Source organism: Psychrobacter immobilis (assembly GCF_904846065.1).
Lineage (GTDB): Bacteria > Pseudomonadota > Gammaproteobacteria > Pseudomonadales > Moraxellaceae > Psychrobacter > Psychrobacter immobilis_H.
Genome location: NZ_CAJGZV010000003.1, coordinates 44047 through 61958, shown reverse-complemented (window position 1 = coordinate 61958; position 17912 = coordinate 44047). Strand labels below are relative to the sequence as shown.

The window sequence follows — 17912 nt, the reverse complement described above, 5'->3', positions numbered from 1 at the left end:
ATCGTCTACTGATACGCCCCATAACGGTAAGCTACCCATCATCACAGGCTTACCAAAGCGACCATAGGGAACACCGTTCGAGTAGTCAGGGCTTCGAGCATCGGCTGGTGCTTCGCCACCTTGCATTCCTGACATGTCCATACTGCCATGATCCATGCCCGACATATCCATGCCACTATGATCCATACCTGACATATCGCCCGACATATCCATGCCACTATGATCCATACCTGACATATCGCCCGACATATCCATGCCACTATGATCCATATCTGACATGTCACCTGACATATCCATACCACTGTGATCCATATCCGACATATCGCCTGACATATCCATGCCACTATGGTCCATATCTGACATATTGCCCGACATATCCATGCTGCTGTGATCCATATCTGACATATCCATACCAGACATGTCCATACCAGACATGTCCATACTGCCATGATCCATGTTCGACATCTCAGCAGCGTTTGCTAAAGGTGACATTAGTAGCATCAAAGATGACATGCCAATAAACGGTAGACCTACTTTATATATTTTCATAATAAGGCTCATATTCGAAGGTTTATTAAACAACGGCAACTTCTCTAAACATCCCTGCTTCCATGTGATAGAGCAAGTGGCAATGCCATGCCCATCTGCCAGCTTCTCCGGTGACATCAAAGCTTATCTTTTGTGCAGGCTGTACCATTATCGTATGCTTACGTACTTGAAACTCACCTGAAGGCATCCGCAGATCGCTCCACATACCATGCAAATGCATGGGATGATTCATCATGGTGTCATTGACTAAGGTAATACGTACGCGCTCGTTGGGCTTAATATTGACCGGTGCGGCATCTTTGAACATAACCCCGTCTAGAGCCCAAATATAGCGCTCCATGTTTCCCGTCAGATGTATTTCAATCTCTCTGGTGGGTTTGCGCTGCTCTGCCATTATCTCATCGCCGACAGAGCGCAACTGACTATAATTCAAAACCTTTCTATCAATGTTACGTAGATTAATACCAGGGTCATCAAGGTTCATACGCGGACTATCAACGCGCATATCGGACTTAAAGTCATATTCTGTTTTGGCATGTTTAGCGTTATAGCCATTCGATCCCATGGCGCCCATCATGTCGGCCATCGTCAGCCATTCGATTTTGTCCATAGCAGGTATCGCAGGACGAGCACCTTTTTTGGTAGCAAGCGTTGTCGCAACATAGCCTGACCGATCTATGTTTTGAGCAAATATGGTATGCGCGTCTTTAGTGGGCGTCACGATGACATCATAAGTCTCGGCCACCCCAATACGGAAATCATCGATATCGACGGGACTGACATCAATCCCATCCGTCGCGACGACTTTCATTTTTAGGCCGGGGATGCGTACATCAAATATCGTCTGCGCTGAACCATTAATAAAACGTAGTTTGACAGGCTGTCCAGCCTTGACAAGTTGCGTCCAGTTAGCCGCTGTGGTTTTACCATTCATCAGATAGGTAAAGGTTTTTTCACCAGACAGATCAGTAAAGTCTGTCGGCATCATGCGCATCTGATTCCACATTTTGCGCTTATCAAACGCGGTTTTCATATCCGTTTCGGCAATATCAGCAAGCAGTTTTTTGAAGTCTGGTAGATGGTAGTTGTCAAAGTCGGCGCGCTGTTTGAGCAGCTTCAAGAGATTATGCGGGTTGCGGCTGGTCCAATCACTAAGCACGATCACATGGTCTTCGTCGATAGGATGACGTTCGCGCCCTTTCGGCTCAATGACGATGGCCCCGCGCATACCGGTTTGTTCTTGGAATCCAGTGTGCGAGTGATACCAATAAGTGCCAGATTGTTTCAGCGTAGATTTATACGTAAAGGTGCTATTTGCTGGTATACCATCAAAACTAATGCCGGGCACGCCATCCATCTCAAACGGTACTAGTAGGCCATGCCAATGAATAGAGGTCGACTCATTCATTTGGTTATGGACGCGTATCACTACCGTATCGCCCTCGCGCATTTTTAGCGTTGGCGCTGGTAATGAGTCATTAATGAGCGTCGCCGTGCTTGACTTGCCATCAACAATGATGGGTTTTTTGCTGACATAAAGATCAAACTCTTTGCCTGTCAGTATGGGTACTTTATGATCGGGTTTATCACTGTTAATAGTAGCGCCCTGACTGCCTGAGCGACTCGATTGTCCCAATGCGCTACTAGCAATAGTCGGCATCAAGGAGGCACCAAGGACAGCAGAGGATCCGGTTAAAAAACGTCGGCGGTTCAGTATGTTCTTTTTATTCATAATGATAACCTGATTTAATTTGAGAGATGGTGGTTAAGCTTATAGTTATAACATTTTCGATATTTAACAGAATCTATTCACATCTAAGCCAACACTACAGCTGCTGCTGAGGAGACTCAATAGCAGCATAGACTTCTGTGGTGCCGTCTTTATTAAGCTGCATTACCTTATAAGGCATGAATTTACCTTCATACTCCATACCGGGGCTACCAACCGGCATACTCGGTACGGCAAGTCCAATAGCTTGTGCAGGAGGATTTGCTAAGAATTCAGCCATGTGTTTAGCAGGGACATGCCCTTCAAAGACAAAACCGTCGGTGGTAACGGTGGTATGACAAGAGCGCATTTGCTGTGGTACGCCATAACGCTCCTTAAATAAGGATAGATCTTCCACATCGTGCGTGGTTGCACTTAATCCATTGTTTTTTGCATAGCCTACCCATTCTTTACAGCAGCCGCAGTTGGCATCTTTATAAACCGTGGCTGAGACGTTTTTGAGTAATGATGACGAGCTGTTAACGGGAGCATTTGTAGGAGCAGAACTTTCATTTTGTACTTGTGCATTCTGGGTAGCAGACTGTTCAACCTTTACTGGTTGAGAATCAGAGCCACTGGTATTAGATTGGCTGCAAGCGGCTAGCGTTAACGAGAGTGACGATGTCACCATCAATAAAAGGACACGACCGGATAACCAGCTATGTCCATTAGAAAGCACATGTGTGTAATGTCTCATTAAATTACTCCTAAACGTCTATTGTTATGCTCGATATTCTAAAAACTTACACCCTATATTTGAATTCTTATGTACTTAACTAAAAACATTAAATGCAGCACTGTTCAGTACTGCATTATTAATAGCGACAACCGTGAGTTAGGAGGCTTTCATATCTAGAAAGTATTAATGCTGCATTCCAGATCCATCATCCGACATATTCATACCCATATCACCACCATCTGACATATTCATATCACCGTCAAATGACATGTCCATCATATCGCCATCTATCCTAGTGGTTAGCATCGTGTATTGGCTTTCATCTAATTCAGGTAACGATCTAATGAAGGCTACCATTGCCCACATTCTACCGTCATCATGGGACGCGCCCCACGCAGGCATTCCAGATGCCATAATACCGTGCTTAATTGCCCAAAAGCTTTGCTTTGCACCGTCTTCTGTTTGATAACGTTTGACAATATCAGCCTTGGTAAAGTTGGGCGGCTTTGGATATAAGCTCTCACTAAAGTCAGTTTGTGCCACTCCCGGAGACAAGTGACAGCCTGCACACATATCCTTATAGTCCGCGCCACCAGAACTGATTAGCTCAACCTTCTCTAAATCTGGTACCACAATATCTTTACTGGCATTTTCTATGGAACGATTGCGAGCAGTTTCTAAAAAGCTAAACATCATTGGGCTATGCTCTTGGTCAGCTCCCACATTGACAACGCCACTAGTAACAACCGCAAACACGCTAACGATTGCCACAAATACGGTAAAGAGCGCACCCAATAAAAATTTCATATGTTTTCCTAAGAATTTATTTCCGTTAAGTGTTGACTGCTATTTAACAGAGCTAAAATTTTTAAGATTTACTGTCGTTAGTAACGCAGTGTTTTTGGTACATTTGCTTCATTTTACCCATGTTAGCCATCATCGCTTTCATGGCAGGATCGCTCATGTCCATCTTGCTATGATCCATTTTTCCCATCATATCCATATGCTTTTGCATTTTTTCACAGTTCATTTGATCTTTTTCAGCATGCATTTTAGGGTCATGCGCCATAGCTGAGGTCGATACGACAAGAGCGATGGCCGTCATTGCGATTGATTTAGACAGTAATTTAAATTGTGACATGATTAATTCCTATTGTTTGGATTAAAGGCTATTGAGTTCAATAGCTGTTAAACCAGCCTAAATGATACATTAATCATTCTGACTGGTAGATGACGTTAAGATTACAATGTTGTCAGACTTCTAATTTTGTATTTTAATATCGCAGATAATCTTTTAGTATTACTTCTCACTACCATATTTTTTCACAAAATACTTTTCAGACTGCAAGTGTTGATCTTGATGCTGCACCTGACACGCGACTCTCGCATCAACATAGCCTTTCATTTGCACGCTAGAAATCTGTGCATCGTTATGATCTGCGTTCTTTGCAAAACTAGTGAGCGCATCACAATTACCGAGAACAGAAGCATCTAAGTTTGTGGTATGCGCATTGGCCGCTGACATGCCCACTAACATCGATACTGAAAGCAAAGCTGCTTTTTTTAATGAACTATAATTTTTCATATAAGACCCTTTAAAGATAAATAACAAACTGTTTAAGTAGGATAATTGCTTTACTCGTAGAGGCAGTCTGTATCAGAGACAAGCCAATATGCGGCGTTGATTTAGAATACTAAATGGTGGCTGACAGCTAGATGACACGGATATTACATGTTCGTTAGGAACAGCATAATATTGTCATCTTCTTGTCATTAAAACCAAATACCAGCATCTGTCTCTATCCAAAGAACACTGTTATAACAAGGGTTCCTGATAAATATATGGCTGATAAGCTAACAATGTTAGTGATACGCTGTTGACAACTATAATGATATAAAGGTAAGCAACGATGAAAGTACTGTTAGTAGAAGATGAGAAAAACCTTGGAGAATATATTAAGAAAGGCTTAACTGAGGCCGGTTTCATCGTGGATCATCACATGACAGGTTTAGATGGCTATCATGCGTTAATGACTGAAGATTTTAGTGTGGTTTTGATGGATGTCATGCTACCTGACGTCAGTGGCTTTGAGTTGGTACAGCGCTACCGAGCTGCTGGAAAGCATACGCCAGTTTTATTTTTAACGGCTAAAGATGATTTAAGCGATCGGATTAAGGGCATTGAAATTGGTGGCGATGATTATCTGACCAAGCCTTTTGCTTTTGCTGAACTGATTGTTAGAATAAAAAGCCTATTGCGCCGTGCCAATCAATCTGATTATAAAAGCTCGGTCATACACATAGCTGATCTGAAAATGGATATTGCCAAACGCACCGTTCATAGAGGCAACACTAATATAAAATTGACTGCTAAAGAGTTTGCTTTATTACAACTTTTCTTAGAACGTCAAGGTGAGGTACTGCCGCGCACTGTGATCGCCTCGCAAGTATGGGATATAAACTTTGAGAGTGATACGAATGTCATTGACGTGGCTATAAGGCGCTTGCGGATAAAAATTGATGATGGATTTGATATAAAGCTGATTCATACGGTACGCGGAATGGGCTACAAGTTAGAGCCACTGGCTGTCGACGTGGATAGTGGCATGGGCGACGATAGTATTAATAAAGACAGTCTGGCATCAAATGAGACATAAATCTAAGAATCGGCGTTGGTCACTGTTATGGCGAACTATTTTTTTACTGACATTGTTCGTTGTTATCTCTCAAGTTGTTATTTATATATGGGTTCAGCGCTCTGTTAACGAGCACTTTGAGCAAATGGACTCAGAGATTATTACCCATGCAGCTTTTAACCTGCGTAAACGCATGGTGAATTTTAACGATCACATAGAACCTTTTACAGTGTCAAAGTCGCAAGCGCTAATTGATGCCAATCATGTACATTCTTCTTGGTTAGACTATGATTTAAAAACGTTAATATCAGACAAAAACGGCAATTTATTGTCCAGCGATCCCAGTAATTTCATCAATGATCTACCGGCAGATTTTAGCTTGTTACAACTATTGCAGGACTATCGCGATCAGCAGTTTATGATCAAGATAAATAATAGGTATTACCGAGCCATTATCATTACACATCAAGAGGTTTTGGCATTTATTGCTCTACCTATCGATGTGCATCATCAATATCTTATCCAGTTTAATCGCCAGCTGAGCTTGATACTTATCGCCATTACCTTATTATTGGTTTCAGTAGCAGCACTAAGTGTACACTGGGGTTTTGCTCCCCTAGCTACTATCGTACAAAAGATGAAAGGCATTAATCTTCAAAGGTTAGATGAAAGAATTGTGGTTGGCGATATGCCGTTAGAATTACGTCCACTAACGGAGTCTTATAATTCTATGATGGTCAAGCTTGAAAGTAACTTTGAATCATTATCACGGTTTTCAGACAATATCGCCCATGAGCTACGTACGCCAATAGCGACGCTGAGTACGCAAACGCAAGTCATGTTAACTAAGCCAAGAGAAAGCGACGAATACATTGAGCAATTGCATCATCAGCATGATACGTTAAAGCAGTTATCCGCCATGATTAACGATATGTTACTACTGGCAAAAACTCAAAAAGAGCTGAGTGATTCGCAAATCAGTCATGTCGATATAGAGAGCTTGATCACAAAGCTTATAGATTATTATGAGATGATTGCTGAGGATCGTGAGATAATCTTTGAAAAATCGGGTGATTTTAAAACAGTACTAGGTGATAAAGGCTTATTGCAACGGCTGTTTGCCAACCTGATGTCAAATGCGATTTATTATGCGGCTAGTAATAGCACTATTATGATATCCGCTACTGTCCTCACTTCAAGCACCTCGCTTAATGCGCCAAAAGACGATATTCAATCCCCAGAGCAGCTCTGGTTAAGAATAACTATGACCAACCGTCTAGACAAACCATTAAATCAGATTGAAGCCGATAAACTGTTTGAGCGATTCTATCGTCATGATAAAACGAATACGATGCATTCAGGAACAGGCTTAGGCTTATCTATTGTGCAAGCTATCGCCAATGCTCATAATGGCAAAGTTAGTATTACTATCAAAGATGAGTGTCTTTTTGAGGTTGCTGTAAAGTTGTTGATTGCCAGGTAGTAAATACCTTCATACTGTCTATGAACCGCTCAGATTAGATCGAAGGCGAGTTTACTTGGAAGGTCTCTCTATCCATAAGATGAGATTCTGACTTGCGATAGTTGTACTTTTCAATTGTTGGACAAAAAATTTCTTATATAAGCCTATTTCATACATTCTATTACCAATAATTATGGTGCCTTTATGATGATTCATCCTCAGTATGATCCCGTAGCGCTTTCCTTGGGTCCATTGGAAGTGCATTGGTATGGGCTAATGTATTTGCTAGCCTTTGCTGCCGCTTACGGTTTGGCTTGGTATCGCAGTACCAAACGCGACAATTGGACCACCGACATGGTCTCTGACTTAGTCTTTTATGGCGCGCTTGGTGTCATCTTAGGCGGTCGTATTGGCTATGTGCTGTTTTATCAGTTCGGTGAATTACTCCAAAACCCTGCCTATATATTAAAAGTCTGGGAAGGCGGTATGTCTTTCCACGGCGGCTTTATCGGCGTCATGCTAGGTATGTGGTTCTTTGCCCGTAAATATAAAAAGACTACCTTTCAAGTATTCGATTTTATCGTTCCTTGTGTACCAACCGGCTTACTGTTTGGGCGTATCGGCAACTATATCAATGGCGAATTATGGGGTCGCGTCTCAGACGGTGGCTATAACTGGCTGACCTACTTTCCGCAAGCCGCGGCGTTTGATATGGAGCAATTACAGAGCAATCCACAATTGCAAGAATTGATGATTGAAGTCAATGGTCAATACATATTGCCTCGTCATCCATCACAGCTATATGAAGCCTTTGCCGAAGGTCTGCTGCTATTTATATTCTTATGGTGGTATTCATCAAAACCACGTCCACGTATGGCCGCCTCCGCTGTATTCTTACTAGGCTATGGCATCAGCCGCTTTATCATTGAATTCTTCCGCCAGCCAGATGCTGACCAAGGATTCATATTATTAGGTTGGATGACCAAAGGGCAAATCTTAAGCGCGCCGATGATTATCGCCGGCTTAATCATGCTGATTTATGCTTACAAACGCGGTATTTATGATTGGGGTAAGCAGTCTGCATATTAGAAATAAGTGTCGAGGTGCATGAACAAATAAATATAAATGCAGTTCTAACAAGATACATTCCATTTGCAGAATTAATACCTATGTTAGTACAAGGATTTTTACTCCTAAACCTAATTTTTTCATCAGATAGTGGAACTTCAAAAGCTAAAAATAAATTTGGATATGTAACTTTTTATGTCAATGTAACCTATTTTAGATGTTATCTGTCTTTAAAATAACCAATTTCTTAGAAATTAATACAAGGAACTACATGATGTATCGCAACAATTACGTAAGATTACATAGTTCCTTAGCGAATTAAAATTCATATTGACACTATAAACTAGTATATTATTTTAATAATTGGTTAAACCCTATATAGCATAATTACTTCACCCACTAAAAAAACGTTTGAGGATTAAATCTAAATTAAGGATTTAATCCTCAAACGTTTTTTTCTGCTTATCAAACAGGAGATATTGTTGTCAGGTTGGTCAGCTATATTCTATAAATGTTACACGAAATTACATTATAAAATAGGTATTTTTTATCATTTTATAAGCTTAAAAAGAGCTTTTATCAGATTTTTATTAGTGATGACATGCTTTACAGCCTATGCTAAAGTCCGATTTGTGTTTTGGCTAACAGTTTGACTTCCAATAAATTTATAAGGTTTTAGCGAAATCGTTGATAATGCCGGCCGCCTATGAAATAAGGGTTTGCAGCATAATTATTAGTCACCACAATGTGTATATTCTTGAGTTGTTGAGATTTAATTGACTGCTCTGTTATGGACAACAGACCATTTTGAATTAACCGTAGGTATTAGATTTATGAAACAGGCCTTATTGATTTTGTCAGTACTGGGTATGGGCATAGCACAAACGAGTACTGCTGCTGTAACGACCTTTCAAACAAGTAATAATATAACCAATATTTCTGCGGCATCAAACTACGGTTCATCAAAAAACATCTATAGCACCAAAAGTGGTGCTTATGTTTCTAATAATGATGAAATTAGTCAAGCAATTAGCAACCTAAGTGCGCAGGCCAAGCAAAAAGAGAATCAGCTTTCATCATTAAACAGCCGCTTATACGCTGAAAAACAACAGCAGCAAGTCAATAAGGTTCCTGACAGCAATTCAGCCCCCGCTATCGCTGCTGCTCGCGCCTCAAAAGTGGCTTTATCTGGCAGCTCTGGATATTGTGCCCGTTACGTACGTAAAGCACTACAATCAGCTGGTTATGAATTTACACCCAATCCTTCAGCCTATCAGTACGCCACTCGTGGCACGCTTGATAAAGCAGGTTTTAGCAAAATCAGTAATGATATGCCAACCCAAGTAGGTGATGTTATTGTCTATGATCGCTCATCAAAGCGCCCGCATGGCCATATCCAAATATTTGATGGCGAAAATTGGATTTCTGATTTCCGTCAGAACAGCATCAGCCCATACAGTGGTGTCTATGCTTATACGACATGGCGTGATTCAAAATATGTGGATGACGCATCCGCATCAGATCGTAATATCTACCTTGCTATGAATGATAAATAAGACCTGAGAAGTCAGCACAACATATTTATTGCTTTTCCCCAACCCAGTAGTGATCTTACTATCATTGCTGGGTTTTTTTGTGCTTAACATCAGGGTGTATTTAACCTTTCATGATTTGATCAGTCAGAAATAGACACTACTGATATCATTACTCATGACAGGAGTTATCGGCAAGCGCGTTTAAGATGCCACATGATACCGCTTGTGCACTACCTGCACATTTCTGGCGCAAAACTGAGAAATTTTTGGATTGCTAGCATTACAAGACAAATTACGAAACGACGCTCATGAAGATGTGGCTTAGCTCAAAGCGTATGGGTAAACCACCCCGAGTTCGTCGTACTCTCTAAGACTGTTTAGTCTCCGAAAACCTGAGGCGGTTCAGATAGTTTTTTTTGAGAGAGTATGACACTGCCAAAGCGATCTGAATTACTTAAACCAATTGATTGTATCAGTGCCTAAAAATTTTACGAAAATCTTATCAAAGGACTAGACAAAAAAATGCCTCTGGGAGTTGACTCCCAGAGGCATTTAGTTTTAAATGTAGATAACGGTTACAGTGTGCGACAACACGCTGTAACGAACAAATAAGCACACAGACTGCGTTATTTGAACAGCATTAAATGCCCGTTTAGGGTCATTTTATCCAAAATCTGCTTTCATATCAACTCTATTTGCTATACATTTTAAAAACTGCTTGTTCGCTCGTTACATTTTCGTGCTGCTCTCTCTGTACCCGTTACCCGTCAAATGGGTGGCAGGCCTCGGTGACGACTGCGTTTGACATAAGGGTGAGCTCCCTACAGGGGTGACTAGACAAAGGATCAGAGCAACGCAATGAGTGGTTACTTGTGCATATCGTAGCGGTATATTGGGCGAACGCCCTTGCTAGCGTATGACAGCACAGTAGCGGTTATGAGCGTGTCTAGGCGGTGCTATCAGCCGTAATCATAACAGCCGTAGCTTGATACAGTGATACGGTCTTGATGACGCGATGGGCGATGAAGTCGGCATGACTAATCACATCAAATTCAAGGAATGCACTAAAGTGTTTGTGAGTGTTTTTATTATACTCATAACTGCTTTAGGGTGAGTGTTCCTTGAAATCTGCTCAAGGCTCCAAAATCAGCATAAATTCACTTAGGCTAATTTAAGTAGTATATAGCCCACTAGGCTATATACTATAAGAATCTAGAGAAAAATTTAGAATATTTATTATACAACCATCATTTATTCAGTGAGTCGATATTGTCATGGTTGATTCATAAGCTTAGTGTGAATAGAACGGGATTGACTTATTTATTGTTAATTGTCTCTCGCATCTTTTCAATCTCTGCAGTCAATGAGCTACTCTTTTCCTGTTCTGATTGATAGTTAATTGAAAGCTCATCATACTGCTCACTCAATGCAGTGTGCTCAGTACTAAGCAAAGTTCTCTCATGATTTAACGTGTCGTGTTGCTTAATCAGTAGCTGATGATCTGCTTCAATCTTAGCTTGCTTTTGAGTAAGCTGCTCATTAATCCCTGATAACTTATCACGTTCAGCGATTATGGCCTTTAACTCTCCTTTCACTTCTGCTGTAAGATTCGTTATCTCGTTGCGCTCAATAACGACTGTCTTTAGCTCATCCTTAGTTGCTGTCAGTTCTGTTTGCAGACGCGCGATCTCTGCTTTATCGCTATTAGCAGTGGCTTCAAGCGTGGCCACCTTCGATATGTTGGCACTCAGCTCTTTTGATTGCTGATCAAAACTGCTACGCAGGTCACCAAGTTGGGCCTGAGCTGCCACTGTTTTAGCTCGTTCAAGTTCTAGCTGGTGCTGAGTATCGCTGAGTGTCTGTGTCAGCACATCCCGTTCAGCAGTCACTTGAGCCGCGGTGATAGCCGTTGCCTCTGCAGTTGCTGTGACCTCATCGAGCTGTTCTAACAAATCAGCCTGCTCACTCTCTAGGGTCTTAACCGCTTCTTGAGCCTCATCTGTCTCAGCTTGCGACTTGGCCTTAATACTCTCTAGAGCCTCCCGTTCTTTAACCAGACGATCATTGGCAATATCAATGGCCGTCTGCCACATATCCGCACCAAGCGTTTGTAAGCGTTCAGTGATACCACTTGGTAGCTCAACCTGTCTTAGCTGCTCTTCTTGTTGGTTATCCTGACGCCAAGACTTCATAGCTTCACTGATGGTCGTGAATGATCCACCACCCAGCGCCTTACGCACTTCGGCTAAAGTAGGTTTGATACCTTGTTCGTGCAGTTGATCAGCAATAGCATGAATTTGCTGTGTAGTAATGGCGATAATTATTGTCCTTAATTTTGTATGAGTAAATATGTAGCATTTGTAGTATTTTTTATATAGTATAATACAATATACAACATACTACAATATAAGGCTTAAAAAAACCTCAAGTAATCTTGAGGTCACAATCATTAGATTAGGGCTAACGATCAGTTAAGTACTCTTCTAGCGCATTACTATCATTTATTAATGATTAGCGCCTGTTTGCTTGGTTTTATCCTTAAATTTGGCAATGATACTGGCCTCAGTAAAGAACGCTTATGGTTTAATACTGCCACGGCTAACACCTGACCAGTCGGTGACTTCTGGAATGTCTGATAGATCAATGTCGTCATCATTAAGCGTTGCTAAATGCTCTAAATCTACTTGTTGCTTGGCCGTTAGTGGTGGTAGCTCGTCTATTTGATAACTAACTTTGTTCACACTGGCTCCCTTTCATTTTTTTGACACGTCTAGCTGAGATAATGCGTATAACCTCACCATTATCTATTTCTGTTTGCGTATGGGCTACCAATAGGACGGCGGTACCGTCTACTGTACCCAGCGCTTGCCACTGCTTTTCATCATTTTCATACCTGTCTTGCTGACGCAGGCATAAAAGGTCTAGAAAAACTCGGGCGGCTGCCTCAAATAATAAACGGTGCTTACGCTGATTGGTGTTTTTTTTGTTCATCCCATTCAAATCTAATACTTATCTGTTCTCTCTGTCAGTATGCTCTTTATAGATTAGCAATTCATCTTGACTGACAGCTGTTACTTTCTGGTATTCAAAAGATAGCGGTACTTGATTGGTTTGCGCCACTTGGGTCAAGAACAATTTAATCGCTTGAGACGGCGTTAGACCATAGCTTTCAAACACGGCAAAAGCATTTTCTTTTAGCTCTTGATCGAGCCTGATATTATAATTAGTTGTCGTCATGGCATTACAAATGGCTTATCTGTGTACATATAATATAAACCATTTGTATAGACAGTACCAGATTAATCACTCTTTTTTCTTTGCTATGATTTTTGCTTAGGGAACGTATAACCTACCGCCAGCAAATGCTTTTTATGGGTCTTTAAAAAAGCTTCATCTCTTAATTGAGTGTGTAACCAGCTGATCACTTCTTGGGTACTTTTTCCTGAAGGCGCATAGCTACCAAATGGGGCATAGTTAGCCAATAGAGGCGCAAAACGGTCGATCTGTTTGACTGTTAAGGATGGTATATCTCTATTCTCATTATTCTGATTTAAGTCCTCCAGACTTTTTTTCTTGGTGGGCTTAGCTTTTACATTAAATTTTAGTCCTGTGACGGTACGACCACGTTTGACGTTTTCATAGGTGATTTTAATATCTGACTTTTCTGTTATTTCTTCAACGCTTGGGTTGATGACTCGACTTTTTAGGTTGTTAATACGTTCGTAAGATTTAGAAAGAGCTAGCTCCTCTCTAATTTCTTCAAGTGACATTGTCCACGAGCTCATTGCCTCATGTTTTTTGGCCAGATGGTATATATCTATTGAATATTCACCCTTCAGTTTAAGTACATCTTCTTTTTTATATTTAGTGAATGGATTATTTTCATCAAAAACCTTCAACATCAGTAGCACTTCATCTGTAAAACATAGAGACACATAGCCATCTTCATATATTGATCTGATGACCCACTGTACATTGACACGGCTACCGCGTTCATTTCTATAGCTAAAAAATCGCCTCATCATCGTTTCACTAGCATCTTTTAATTGAGTATAAGCAGAATCCACTTGAATGTTGCAAGCCTCTGCAAATGCTTTCGCGGTTATCTCTATAGTGTCTTTTTCAGTGGCATCTATCAAACGCACTACTGAACTAGCAAGCAACAGCAACCGTTTTTCATCAAGTGTCATTTCATAAAACGCTTGTAGAATACGATTTTGCATAACAACCCAATTTGCAGGGTATTTCTTCTCATATAAACCAACTTGGTTAGTCATATCTACGCCTTAATACTCAAATCTATCTAATTGTAGCATAATACCTGCTGATTGTAGCTTTTAACCTAGCTGATTGTAGCTTTTAACCTAGCTGATTGTAGCATTAACCTAGCTGATTGTAGCTTTATAGATCTTGAAGCCCTTAACTGGTAAGGTCTGAGAGCTTCCTAAAAGTCTTTAAAAATCTTTAAAAGTAAAAAATATGTTTTTATATTAAATAATAGGAAAAAAGCTCAAGAACTGACGGATTTGAGATGATAATATGAGCGACCAATCACTTATAGAACTGTTCAGTAGCTCAAAACGCTATGGTCAATTTACTCGGTATCAATCTTTATTCTCATAGTTCGGATTAAGCTTTGATCTTTGAAAATCTTCAAAAGCACGGTCAAAGATATTTTGAATGTCTTCATCTGTCATTCTGGCCAACGCTGTTTTCATACTCTCAGTATCAGTCTCATTTTTTGTAGATAACTTGTCTTCATTTTCAATAGTCATTATCGACACCTCTGTAAACACATCTTAAAGCATTGCTAAAACGCATAAAAAATACTCTTATATGCGTTCTACGCTCTGTTCGATACGATGGTAGCTAAAGCTATTTTAAAACGCTTAAAACGGCCAATAATAACCTCCTAACTTTTCGCTGATTAGCAGACGATTCATCTGTACTGCTAATAATCCAATTCCTAGCTACTACTGCTCCAATGAATCATCCTCAAACAATGAACCGTGCTTACTATTCTGACTGTCTTTAGGTGGTGTAAAGTTGCTTAGTGTTACCTTAGCCTCACCTTGCATCTTATGAGCAATTGACTTTAAAAACTCACGGTGCTTTTTCAAACGGACATACTTTTCATTATCGTGTGCGTCTAAAAAAATAGCTTGCAGTTCATGATTATCATCATCGTCTAATGCGTTGGCCAACCACTCCCCCAATATTTTATGTGCTTCAAGCCTGTCCTGATCAATCTCTTTTTTAAGAGCCTGTAATTGCTTAATCTTATTTGCAAATAAATCATCTGATATTACTGACATTACTTCATCCTTTTTTTAGCCAACTATGATAGAGTTGATCCTAGCAGTACATACACAGGTATGCAAGGTAGTAAAATACACAAGACCACATCGTTTCGTGGGCGCAGTAGTATTTTAACCCTCTGTTAAGAGCGAACTTAGGAGTTTATGTAAAAAAGACCCACAAGGGGCGCTATTTTTTTACATAAACTCCGTCGTCCGGCAGGGGGCGAACCCCCTACAACCCCCAAAAAATCATCTCTCCATATTGGGTTTTTTTGCTATGAATAATAAAGGGTTTCATCTGTCAGTTAGCGCCGTTAGTAAGGCGAAAAATCATAGCGTGGTGGCAAAGTCGGCTTATAATTCTGGCTCAAAACTGGTTGATGAGCAGTCAGGAGTCGTCCACGATTATACCAGTAAAGCTAAAGACAAAATCTTAAACTTAGTAGACAGTGATGGCACTAAATACACGCAAGTTATTGACAAAAATGTGGTGCATACGGCGTTGTTAACGCCAACTCTTGCTGGGGATCTAGCAGTGACACGTGAGGGTTTTTGGAATGATATCGAACGCATTGAGACTCGTAAAAACGCGCAATTGGGTACTGAGATTGATGTGATGTTTCCTGATGGAATCACCGCTGATCAGCGTATAGTTCTGGCCGAGTGCTACGCTCAAACATTATCTGATCGCTATAACGTGCTTGTCGATATGGCCATTCATCGGCCCCACAGTCACGAGAAACATGTGGGGGAGGTTGAAGTGGTTGAGCTGACCAGTCGTAACTTTCATGCCCATATTTTACTCTCAAGCCGTGAGATAGTAGCGGATGTTAAGGGTTATGCTTTATCAGCACGCAAGAATTGGTTGCAGTGGTCAACGGAGGAGCGGTTATCTAAGGGGTTAAACGGGCGCGGCGATGAGCTTAAATATCAACGCACCCTTTGGGCGGATATGGCCAATGAGCTACTGCCTGAGAATAAAACCATTAGTGAGAAATCCTACCGTGAGCTGGGCATCAGTCGTTTACCAAAAATGAAACTGGGTAAGTCACTATATAAGGATATTCTCAAAGGCAATCGTTCAGTGATTCATGAGTACAACGAGACGATTGATGAGATCAATGCTTACATTGAAAAAAATGGTCTGGTAATTGAGTACGACGACAAGGGACGTATTGACCTAGAAAGCAATGAACAAGAGGTTAACGGCGTCACAATACATTATAAAAAGCGTAAGCCCTTTGCGCGAATTGAGCTCAGTAACATCCGCTTTGTAGATCCTGCCGCTGAACTTGAACCCGCTATTCCTAAAAATAAGAATCAGACGCATAGTGATGCGGCCAATGATCACGCACTTGATGAGCTTTTAGCAATCTCAGCCAACTTTGTGAGTCAAAAAAAGATGGTACGCAGCGCCTTATTTTCAACCATTGATGCGCTGCATGAAGAGTTAGCGCACCAGTCTAAACAGATTATTACCATTGATAAAAACATTAAGAGTACCCAGCGGTTCACCGAGGAGGTGGGACAGGATTTTAGCGAGCCCCGCCAAAAAATGATTGAGCTTGCCCGGAAAATACATACGAAAGAGCAAAGTGAGGCACTAAAGACGGCTTTAGTGTTGGTTGATCAATTTAGACAAGATGACACCCTACAAACAGGCCGCGCTGTTAGCCGCCTTGAAGAGCAGCTGTCACAGATTGATAAAACGGTGCTGAACAATAAAGCAGTTTTAAAAAAGCTTATTCCCCTTAACAATCGAGTTATTGATGATCATAAGGCGCTAAAGGCCACTTTAAAACCTTTTGCCGCAACGCTGAATAAGCTGGCTACTGATTTTAAAGCGCTTGATGAGATTGATGTTGAAAAAACTGAGCTGCAGCGGCACTGGCGGGAGGCGTTTGAGGATTTGCAGACGATCGAGGTAACGAGTAATCTTGACACCTATCATAAGTTCGCGGCAATGGCAGATCTTGATGTTGAGCGTTTTAAAGCGCTTGAGCAAGAGCGTGAGGCGCTGCGTGCTCTTAAAGCGGTAGAGATAGATGATACCGCTGAGGCACGTTTGAAGATGCTTGTATCTGATGTAAAGACATTTAAAACCGCCAATAATGAAGACATCAAACAATTAAAGCTGCAAATCAATACTAGTCAAAAAACCTATCAGCGCCTATCGCCGTTTTATGAGCAGCGTATTGCCCTTCTTGATCAAAGTGAAGCGGTGATTGTGCAAGATGATAACTTATACGATGAGATTACCCGTACCAAGACCACTCAATTGAACGCAGATCGGCTTGATGACTGGCGTACTCGTACCATGGCGCTCCAATACCAGCTCAACAAAGCGCATGAGCAAGCCGAAACTGAGAACAAAGCCAGGCGTGAGCGAGAGGAAGCACATCGGCGGCGGCAAGAAAAACAACAAAAAGAGCAAGATGCTACTGCCCTTGCGCGTACCCGACAGGCAGAAGTCAAGGCGTATCAGAGCAGGTTTGATAATATGCTGGTACGGGTTAAAGACCGTATTGATAAGATCGACTTTAAAGCGATTGATACTACTGCCACTGTGATAGAGGCGGCTGAAAAGTTAGCTGCTGAGGCCCTCGTCTTAAAAACGCTTCAGCATACTGATAATGTCACCGCGTTGCAAAAGCGTTTGCGAGACACGGATGCAAAACGGGTGATGATAGACAGAGATACGTCGGTACAGACACTATTACAAGCGCTCGGCACGCTTCCTAGCGACCGTCATAAAATTGATACTATAAACGCGCTTAATGAGCGTTTTGAGCAGGTTCCTGACATCCGCGTGGGCACGCAAAATTTAGCGCAAATCTTGGCCGCACAAGTGCTGGATATAGACAAGGCTATTCAAGAAAAAGCGCGCCATTACTCGTCACCACGCCCATTTTAGT

18 protein-coding genes are annotated in these 17912 nt (G+C 41.3%); 5 read left to right on the top strand and 13 right to left on the bottom strand.

Translation table 11 applies throughout. The annotated features are described in order from the left end of the window. From JMW64_RS13400 to JMW64_RS13375, 6 genes are all read right to left on the bottom strand, one after another. Positions 1 to 549 (bottom strand): pentapeptide repeat-containing protein (locus tag JMW64_RS13400; protein ID WP_406947510.1); only part of this gene is annotated, 549 nt, incomplete at its 3' end. 25 nt (positions 550 to 574) lie between these two features. Then, entirely contained in the window at positions 575 to 2281 is a 1707-nt protein-coding gene (locus JMW64_RS13395; RefSeq protein ID WP_201555270.1) for a copper resistance system multicopper oxidase, read from the bottom strand. A 94-nt stretch (positions 2282 to 2375) separates the two neighbouring features. Further along, positions 2376 to 3014 carry a DUF411 domain-containing protein gene (locus JMW64_RS13390; RefSeq protein ID WP_062844971.1) on the bottom strand — a complete coding sequence of 213 codons (639 nt, stop codon included), beginning with the start codon at positions 3012 to 3014 and terminating at the stop codon, positions 2376 to 2378. Positions 3015 to 3179: 165 nt separating this feature from the next. After that, positions 3180 to 3803, bottom strand: a complete 624-nt coding sequence (locus tag JMW64_RS13385; protein ID WP_045448094.1) for a c-type cytochrome — start codon at positions 3801 to 3803, stop codon at positions 3180 to 3182. Positions 3804 to 3864: 61 nt separating this feature from the next. Further along, positions 3865 to 4137, bottom strand: coding sequence for a hypothetical protein (locus JMW64_RS13380; protein ID WP_011959985.1), 273 nt, complete (start codon positions 4135 to 4137; stop codon positions 3865 to 3867). A 159-nt stretch (positions 4138 to 4296) separates the two neighbouring features. After that, complete coding sequence (locus tag JMW64_RS13375) at positions 4297 to 4581, bottom strand: hypothetical protein (protein WP_062844972.1); 285 nt, start codon at positions 4579 to 4581, stop codon at positions 4297 to 4299. Positions 4582 to 4906: 325 nt separating this feature from the next. On the opposite strand from JMW64_RS13375, the gene JMW64_RS13370 reads away from it, so the two are divergent. The 4 genes from JMW64_RS13370 (at position 4907) to JMW64_RS13355 (ending at position 9718) form a co-directional block, all read left to right on the top strand. Next, positions 4907 to 5653 (top strand): heavy metal response regulator transcription factor, encoded by a 747-nt coding sequence (locus JMW64_RS13370; protein ID WP_201555269.1) that lies wholly within the window; start codon positions 4907 to 4909, stop codon positions 5651 to 5653. Then, a complete protein-coding gene (locus tag JMW64_RS13365) occupies positions 5643 to 7115 on the top strand; it encodes an ATP-binding protein (protein WP_201555267.1) in 1473 nt (490 codons plus the stop codon). Before JMW64_RS13370 ends, JMW64_RS13365 begins: the two co-directional genes overlap by 11 nt. Positions 7116 to 7298: 183 nt before the next feature. After that, the gene (gene lgt / locus JMW64_RS13360) at positions 7299 to 8183 is read left to right on the top strand and encodes a prolipoprotein diacylglyceryl transferase (RefSeq protein ID WP_011959981.1); all 885 of its coding nucleotides are present in this window, start codon (positions 7299 to 7301) and stop codon (positions 8181 to 8183) included. A gap of 812 nt (positions 8184 to 8995) precedes the next feature. Then, a complete protein-coding gene (locus JMW64_RS13355; protein ID WP_201555243.1) occupies positions 8996 to 9718 on the top strand; it encodes a CHAP domain-containing protein in 723 nt (240 codons plus the stop codon). A 1295-nt stretch (positions 9719 to 11013) separates the two neighbouring features. On the opposite strand, the gene JMW64_RS13350 is transcribed toward JMW64_RS13355, so the two are convergent. The 7 genes from JMW64_RS13350 to JMW64_RS13320 all read right to left on the bottom strand — a co-directional run bounded on the left by JMW64_RS13350 (position 11014) and on the right by JMW64_RS13320 (position 15012). Beyond that, positions 11014 to 11994 (bottom strand): DNA-binding protein, encoded by a 981-nt coding sequence (locus JMW64_RS13350; protein ID WP_227694303.1) that lies wholly within the window; start codon positions 11992 to 11994, stop codon positions 11014 to 11016. Between the two features lie 279 nt (positions 11995 to 12273). Then, complete coding sequence (locus JMW64_RS13345; protein ID WP_156410068.1) at positions 12274 to 12438, bottom strand: hypothetical protein; 165 nt, start codon at positions 12436 to 12438, stop codon at positions 12274 to 12276. After that, complete coding sequence (locus tag JMW64_RS13340; RefSeq protein ID WP_226949371.1) at positions 12425 to 12688, bottom strand: BrnT family toxin; 264 nt, start codon at positions 12686 to 12688, stop codon at positions 12425 to 12427. The genes JMW64_RS13345 and JMW64_RS13340 overlap by 14 nt, the downstream gene beginning before the upstream one ends. Positions 12689 to 12706: 18 nt before the next feature. Then, on the bottom strand, positions 12707 to 12934 hold the full coding sequence (locus JMW64_RS13335) for a type II toxin-antitoxin system RelB/DinJ family antitoxin (RefSeq protein WP_114701935.1): 228 nt from the start codon (positions 12932 to 12934) through the stop codon (positions 12707 to 12709). Positions 12935 to 13017: 83 nt separating this feature from the next. Beyond that, the gene (locus tag JMW64_RS13330) at positions 13018 to 13974 is read right to left on the bottom strand and encodes a replication initiation protein (RefSeq protein ID WP_058368520.1); all 957 of its coding nucleotides are present in this window, start codon (positions 13972 to 13974) and stop codon (positions 13018 to 13020) included. Positions 13975 to 14301: 327 nt separating this feature from the next. Continuing rightward, the gene (locus tag JMW64_RS13325; protein ID WP_162799535.1) at positions 14302 to 14472 is read right to left on the bottom strand and encodes a hypothetical protein; all 171 of its coding nucleotides are present in this window, start codon (positions 14470 to 14472) and stop codon (positions 14302 to 14304) included. A gap of 198 nt (positions 14473 to 14670) precedes the next feature. Further along, complete coding sequence (locus tag JMW64_RS13320) at positions 14671 to 15012, bottom strand: hypothetical protein (protein ID WP_201555265.1); 342 nt, start codon at positions 15010 to 15012, stop codon at positions 14671 to 14673. A gap of 262 nt (positions 15013 to 15274) precedes the next feature. Between JMW64_RS13320 and JMW64_RS13315 the strand changes: the two genes are divergently transcribed. Beyond that, positions 15275 to 17911, top strand: coding sequence for a MobA/MobL family protein (locus tag JMW64_RS13315; protein ID WP_201555263.1), 2637 nt, complete (start codon positions 15275 to 15277; stop codon positions 17909 to 17911). Position 17912: the final 1 nt, after the last annotated feature.